A 7,238-nucleotide genomic window follows, 5' to 3' on the forward strand; every position below is an offset into this window, starting at 1 on the left:
CGAATATGTCGAGGAGTTCCTTCATTCCCGTGGGACGTCCTGGGGCGCCGTGTGCCATTTGACCGCGACGACATCTTTGGCACGTGAAGCCCGCACACTGGGAGGAGTCGCACATCCCATCGCGTCGCTTATCGATCTCGTCGTCATGCCCGGCATGCCTGGTGATTTGGCACTACCTATTGACTGTTTTCCTTCACCCGGCCGCGGATCAGCGTATGACGAAGCCATCCGCGTGTGGCAAGCCCAGGCGACGGGTCGACGCGTTCGCATAGGCATTCAGTTCGATCAGGAACTGCGCAGTTACGTTCGAAAGCACGCGCCCGGACAACCCGAGGCCAGGGCGCTCCTGGCAGGTCGCCGCGAACTCGCGCGGAGCATCCACAGTCTCACCGCCGCCGGGATCGAACCCTCGCAGTTCCGAACGCGTGACGCATTGACGCGCCTCGCCACCGACTTCTGGTCGTACGCCGAGACCACGATCCCCGGCATCAGCAGCCCTCGGGAACACCTCTGGGTCGACCCCGATGAGGTCGCGAAGGGGAGTACCGCACAAGGCCGAGATGTCCGCACGAGAGTCCTCGACGCTCTCACCAAAGCCTACGGACCCACGACCGGACGTCGCCTGATCGTCCACCATGGCTTCTACTTCTACACGCCGCCACAGTGGGCGATGTTCCAGCTCTTGCGACAGATCGCCGACGTCGACCAAGTCTTCCTTGTCCACGATGACGGCGAGAACCCGTCGTTCGAAACGTGGCGACGCTTCTTTGAGCCGGTCTGGGGCATGCCCACGGCCGTCCGCGTCGGGCAGGACCCGCCCCTCACCCCGTATGCCACGTCTTTCCGCGACGCGATTAACGGACGAGCGGTGGTGGCCGAGAACCTGAAGGGCCTTCGCGTGCTCAACTGCGCGAGCCCTGCAGAACTCGTGCGGGAATGGGCGCACGAGGACACTCGCCAACCGGAGCCTCGCCGGTTCGCGGCGGACGCGCCAACTGTCCAAAGGTTTGCGAGACGGCTTGGACCCACCGGGAAGGAAGCCCCGAGTTTGGCTCAGCTCCCAGTTGGCGCTTTCCTGCTGGGACTCCACGACTGCATCCGAGCGGAGCCCGGCCAGCGGGCGAGCGTCGCGCTCACGGTCGAGACACTCGTCGACATCGTTGCGACCGGGTATCTACCATTCGAACAGGTCTACGAGCCCTCCCAGTTGGCGGCGGCCGTGCGCCGTGCTCAGCAGTACTTCTACGGCTGCGATTCGGGAGACCAGTGGCGAGACCGCGCACGCCACCTAGTCAAGGCGATCGAAATCCACGTCGCACCACGTGGAGCTCGCGAGCCAGGAGCCAACGATGTCGACCGTATTCAGTCCGCAGCGTCCAACCCCTTGAGGCTGGCACCCTGGGCGGATATAACACTCGACGAGGCCCGACTCATCGAGACGGCGATCACAAAGATCGTCGCATTCGCTAACAGCCTTGCCTCACGAGAAACTGTACGGGTGGGTGCACACATTGGCTTCATCCGTAACCAGATCGAACGCGGTCTGCGTGCGCTTGGCGAGTCCGAACGTTCAACCATCCTCGCGAAACTCAATGGTTTCTCAGTTGGTCTTGACCAGCCGCTCGACGCAGAAGGCCTCGCCGACGTTGTGACGATGCTTCTCGGACGAGATGCAGACGTCGACGCGGTCGGTGAGGAGGCGGACCACGAGGGCAGCATCGGGCCGTTGCGCTCGCTGGATGCTCTCGGTCTCCGCCCGGCGGAGGAACCAGTCCACGTCGCCAACCTTTCTGAGGCAAACTTCCCCGCGAGTCGGCCAAGAAGGACTTGGCCTTTCGAACTCACTAACCTCAAGCCAATGAACGATGGCGGGCCAGTCGACCTGATATCAGACTTGCTCGATCTCCGGGAGAGCACAGCCGCGCTAAGCGATCTCTACCTCATGTGGCTCTGTCTTGACGGCGTCGACCCGGATCACGGTCTCACCATCAGTTGGCTCTCCAGGGCCGAGGGCGAGAAGCAGTACGTATCACCCTTGATCGGGCTTCTCACGATTCCTGATGTCAAGAGCGATGATATTCGCGAGGTGACAGGCGGAGTCACAACCCACGCCACGTTGAACGCCGCTCTGAATGATTCGGTCGCGAGGTTGCCGACACCAGCAACCGACGACACTGTGACCGCCGCGGACGTTGCGATGATTAGTCCGTTGGCGGCCGCGTCGGCGTTGGCATGCCCGCGCCGCCACGCGATCCAGTGGATTCTGGGGCCGTCGTGCGGCTTTGAGGCTGACTACCTGCAAGAAATGCTATACGGCAATGCGCTGAACGCACTGATCCGTCAGGGCCAAGCCGACGCGCTCTCTGCACCCAACGCGGCCAACGCTTTGTGGCGCTACCTCACGGACGGGCAACGCCAAAGCAGCCTAAGTAAGGCCGTCGTCAAGCAAGGCAGCCCCAGCGCAGTTCCTGCCTGGCTGTTCACCCTTTCCGGGAATGCCACGAAGACCGACCGACTGAGTTTGGCTTATCAGGCAGCCAAGTCACACAGGCCCCCAAAAGTCGACGACATACTCGGTGGGGATTCAGGTTTCTTGCCTCCGGGTGTCGACGATCCTGAGACCTGCAAGAGGTGTCCAGTGCAAAACCGATGCGCGGTCCGCGTGACCCCTGACTGAGACCGGCCGAACGTGACGGCTTGGCCCACGCGGCGATGGTGAGTTGCCTGACGGCTGGAACCAGTGGCTCCGGCCTGGGTAGGGGTGCAGTGCTGCTCAACTGATCATTCAGACATATCGAGATTAGGAGACCACGCAGATGGCACAGCGAGGGCAGCATGGGACACGGTGGAGGGCTGACCATTGGTACTGATCGCCGGGTTCACGGAGGTGCGCGCGGCGAGCCGATCAGCACGCGCCCGAACCACGACCAAGTGCAACTACGACGTCATCTTCAACGAAGACGGCGGACAAGTTCTTGAACTGGCCACAACCGGCTCGGGCGATCGCGCCAACACGGGGCGACGAAGCCAGACCGTCCAGTTCGACAAGTCAGCGGCTATCACTCTGCTCGGACTCATGGAGGAGGTGTTCGGCGACCAGATCCACGCACCCCTCCTCCGGCCCCCCGGTACTGTCGACGGCCCTGCATCGACGAACGAGCACCAGGCCTCTTTGCCGGTTGAACTCAATTGGCCGACGGGTGGCGTAAGCATCAAGATGCCACCTTGGGCCGGCGGCACGCTGCAGGCGGGTCAAACCCTAGAACCCCAGTATGATGAGCAAGCCGATGGCGAGATGGTCGGTCGTGACAAAGGACCACAGTCCCGCCCGACGCGGGCGGTGGCCAAGGCGATCGAGATCAGCGCAGTTAGTCACGTGACAAGCATTCTGAAACGCGACGGCTGGACGCTGGTCCGGGACTGCCAAGCCGACGGTGTCGGATATGACTTCGAGTTTGCCAAGGACGGCCAGCGTCGGAAAGTTGAGATAAAGGGGATCCGGGGGGACCAACTAGAGTTCAATGTGACCCCCCTAGAGTACTTCGTCGCTCGCAACGACCCCGAGTTCGTACTTGTGGCTGTGACGGGTGCACTCGATGAGCGCAAGCGTCGCGTCCACGTCGTATCGCGCGAAGAACTTGTAGGATCCCCCAGGAGGGCAATTGGATACCGGATCAAACCACCGTCGCACAGGGGGCAATGATGGCCGTCATTCAGTCCTTCCAGCGCGTGCCAGCGACCGGAAGACCCCATCTTTCGACAAGGGTGGCAGAGTTCGACGTTGCCCATGACCCGACTCACGGGCGGCTCATGGTGCTGCGAACCTACGCGCAAACTCGAAGAGCTGGCGATACGCCTGCTCAAGTGATCGATCTCGATCTCAAGGCTGCACAAGAACTCAGAGTGATCCTCAATACGGTCTTCGACATCTGAGGCGATGCGCGGCACAGTGACTCTGACAGGGGATCGGATCTCACCGAGACGGGAGACCCGCCGTGCGCGCGGGCTTGCCCTCAGTTGGCGACTAACCTTCAGGTTGTGGTCGAGCACTGGACGAGCACCACCGCTGGCAGGCACCTGGCAGGTCGCGCAAAGAAGTCAACCGCGCCGGAGGTGTCTCTCCGCCGAGCGCTTCACGCCGCGGGACTCCGGTTCCGGCTACACCCCAGTGTCGCGAAGGGCTGTACGCCCGATCTGGTGCTGCCCCGGCATCGGGTCGCAGTGTTCGTCGACGGTTGTTTCTGGCACGACTGCCCGGAGCACGGTCGCCGCACTCCTTGGACGGGCCCAAACTCCGAACTCTGGGCGCAGAAGATGGAGCAGAACCGTCAGCGCGACGAGCGGTCCACCATCCTCGCGCAGGAAGCGGGGTGGACCGTCGTGCGTGTCTGGGAGCACGAGATCACGAGCGACGTAGATGCTGTGGTCGACTTGGTCAGGGCTGCTTCAGCCGTGGAAGGCCTGGCGCGCCGACGGGAGACGTGACTAACTGGCGTGGATCCGAGCCCCAACCCAGTTGAGCCACAAGCCCGAGGGGCCACCCGTGAACGACGTCTCCCTAGACTGCGTCAAACAGGTCGGAGTCTGGTCCTTCCAGTTCATTGTCTCGCCCCGGGGTCGGGACACCTTGTAAGCCCGCTCAGGCTATGTCCGCGCGCCACCAGCCGTACCGGCGCGCCGGCATCCTAGGCTGCGAGCGTGGCACGACAATACGGCCGGGAGTTCCCCGAGCGGCCGCTGATGGCGGCAATCTCGGACCTCCTCGGCATCCCCCATTTCACCACCGCCCGCGGCTCTACGGTGCGCCGCGACTTTCTCCGGGCCGTCACCGTCGCGCTCGGCATCCCCGAGGCGACCGTTGACGGTTTGTCGACCAAGGACGACGTAATCGTTGCCATGGTCGAGGCTGCGACGCACAGCCCAATGGACCCCAGCCTGTTGTCGGTGGGCGGGACAGTGACGAACAGCGCGTTACAGGCTGTCGTCGACGGGATCACCGTCAACGGGGTCTCGGGGCGCAACCTGCCGCAGGCGGACACGACTCCTCCGCTGGACGACCTGCTGGGTGCGATCGAGTTCGACCCGAGCGACCTGAAGGACGAGCGCGACCGGCGGCTCATGCGGGAGGCCGTCAGAGAGGGCCAGGACCGGTTCCGCACCGCTCTGGTCGACGCATACGGCGGCAGGTGCGCTATCACCGGGTTCGACGCCACCGAGACGCTGGAGGCAGCACACGTCTACCCCTACCGGGGGCCGGCGACAAACAAGGTCAGCAACGGGCTGCTCCTGCGCGCCGACATCCACAAACTGTTCGACCGTGGCGCGGTCGCGGTCCACGAGACGACCTTCGAGGTACTGGTCAAACCGCACCTGATGGTCACAAGCTATGCGGACCTAGGCGGGGGCCGTTGCTTCCTGCGGCTCCCCCACAAGAAGGTCCATCACCCCTCGACCGCGGCCCTGCGCAGCCATCGGGAGTGGGCGGGCCTCTAGCGGGGTTGTGAGCATCTCATCCGGGTTCTCCGATGCCGCCTCAACCGCCTCGACGACGTGCGGGGCGTGCTCGGCGATCTCGTCACGGTGCTCCAGGACGTACTTGCGGAACACGAAGTACGCGGCGCCGACGTTCACGCCGTTGCCGAGCTGGCGGTAGGTCGCGGCGTCCGGCTGCTCCTCCACGGTTCCGTCGCCCAAGACGTGCCTGAACTCGAACCAATCGGGTAGGCCCTGCAGGCGTGCCGCCTCGCGCGGAGTGATGCGGCGCTTTCGCGAGCCAATGATCGATGTCTGGGTAATCGCCACCAGCGCCGGGAGGTACGTGGGGCGCTTCGCCCGGATGCCGGAGGGGCGGAAGTGCATGACCGTATCCCACAGCGAGGTGGGGTCCTGGGCCTGCCACTCGAGCTTGCGGCGCGACGGGGCTAGCCCTTCCAGGTTGTCGTGCCGAGCCTTCCAGGAGTCGATCACCGCGCGGTGCTGCTCGTAGAAGCGGGCGTTCTTGCGCAGGAAATCTGCCTTCCACGCCGGTACTGGTACGGGCGAGGCGTCGATCACGTCTTCGGCCTGTCCGAGGGTACGGAACTCGTCCGCCCAGACCGGGAACCCAGGAAGCTTGCCGCCGTCGAGGCGGTCGACGATCTTGTCGAGCAAGTCGTCCCAGATCTCGATGATCGCCTGGTCCGACTCTGGAAGGACGTAGCGGTCCAGGTGCTCGATCTCGGCGTCGTCCTGCAGCAGGTGGCTGTCTAGCGACCAGTCCAGCGGGTTCCATCCGTAGACGGGCTTGGGAACGACGATCGGAACATCGTCGCGACCGTCGTTTCCACCCTTTCCGATCTTATGCGCCATGATGAAGACCCGCTCACGCACTTGCGGACGGCCACCGAACTCCGGCCCGATCAGGTGCGGCGAAAACACGGCAGGCACCGACGACACCCGGTACCCAGACTCGCGCAGAGTCCGCACGATCGTGGCCCACGTGTCCTTGTGGTTCGGACCGGCCAGGTTGCGGACATTCTCCAAGAGGAGGACGGGCGGCTGGTGCTCCTCGAGGACGCGTGCAATGTTCCAGAAGAGCGTCCCTCGGGTCTCGTCCATGCCTCGCTGGAAGCCCGATTTGGAGAAGGGCTGGCAGGGGAACCCTGCGGCCAGGACGTCGGTGGGAGGGACGAATACGTGAGGGTCGGTCAGCGGGACGATGTCGCCGCTGACGACCTTCTTCTCGTCCTGGAACCCGTCGCGCTGCGGTCGCAGCCAGTTGTAGTCGTAGACGGCGGAGGCGTTCCGGTCGATCTCGGAGGTGAACCAGCACTCGCCACCGAGCGCTCCCAGGGCTGCGTGGAAGCCGCCGATGCCAGCAAACAGGTCAGAGAAGGTGAACGCCACGTGCCGAGAGTAGCTCGACCCACCGACTGCCCCGCGACGACACCCCGTCGAACGAGCGTTCGAGGTCGTCGGTGGGTACCCGCCGAGGTAGCGGTGGCCCGCCCGGCGGCGCCCATCCGAGTCACCCCACCCCGCTCCACGCGAGAAGACAAGGTCGTGCACGTCACACGAGCACGTGCATCTGGCGCACGCCAACTCACGCGTCGTCAGCCGCAAGTACCTAAGCGACGACGGCAGGGGCTGTGCGTCGATGGGGGTAGGGGGCCCCCAACACCCCGCCGCCCGCCGACACGGGGGCGCCCTCGAAACAAAAACATTTTGGGGTGAAAAGAAGGAGAACCCCCCGGCCGGGG

General features: G+C 64.2%; 6 protein-coding genes. 5 read left to right on the forward strand and 1 reads right to left on the reverse strand.

Annotated features, from left to right (window positions below; all coding sequences use genetic code 11):
- The first annotated feature begins 433 nt into the window (after positions 1–433).
- From ACFQ8Y_RS20740 to ACFQ8Y_RS20760, 5 genes are all read left to right on the forward strand, one after another.
- Positions 434–2,677: a hypothetical protein gene (locus ACFQ8Y_RS20740; RefSeq protein ID WP_430586610.1), complete on the forward strand. Its 2,244-nt coding sequence runs from the start codon at positions 434–436 to the stop codon at positions 2,675–2,677.
- A gap of 183 nt (positions 2,678–2,860) precedes the next feature.
- Positions 2,861–3,703 carry a protein NO VEIN domain-containing protein gene (locus ACFQ8Y_RS20745; RefSeq protein WP_430586611.1) on the forward strand — a complete coding sequence of 281 codons (843 nt, stop codon included), beginning with the start codon at positions 2,861–2,863 and terminating at the stop codon, positions 3,701–3,703.
- On the forward strand, positions 3,703–3,933 hold the full coding sequence (locus ACFQ8Y_RS20750; protein ID WP_430586612.1) for a hypothetical protein: 231 nt from the start codon (positions 3,703–3,705) through the stop codon (positions 3,931–3,933). The genes ACFQ8Y_RS20745 and ACFQ8Y_RS20750 overlap by 1 nt, the downstream gene beginning before the upstream one ends.
- Positions 3,934–4,038: 105 nt before the next feature.
- A complete protein-coding gene (locus ACFQ8Y_RS20755) occupies positions 4,039–4,485 on the forward strand; it encodes a very short patch repair endonuclease (RefSeq protein ID WP_430586613.1) in 447 nt (148 codons plus the stop codon).
- Between the two features lie 213 nt (positions 4,486–4,698).
- Entirely contained in the window at positions 4,699–5,493 is a 795-nt protein-coding gene (locus tag ACFQ8Y_RS20760) for an HNH endonuclease (protein WP_430586614.1), read from the forward strand.
- Here the strand turns inward: ACFQ8Y_RS20760 and dcm are convergent.
- Positions 5,395–6,885 carry a DNA (cytosine-5-)-methyltransferase gene (gene dcm, locus ACFQ8Y_RS20765; RefSeq protein WP_430586615.1) on the reverse strand — a complete coding sequence of 497 codons (1,491 nt, stop codon included), beginning with the start codon at positions 6,883–6,885 and terminating at the stop codon, positions 5,395–5,397. The two genes, ACFQ8Y_RS20760 and dcm, sit on opposite strands and share 99 nt — an antisense overlap.
- Positions 6,886–7,238 lie beyond the last annotated feature (353 nt).

It is taken from the genome of Isoptericola sp. NPDC056605 (assembly GCF_042792795.1).
Taxonomy (GTDB): Bacteria; Actinomycetota; Actinomycetes; order Actinomycetales; family Cellulomonadaceae; genus Isoptericola.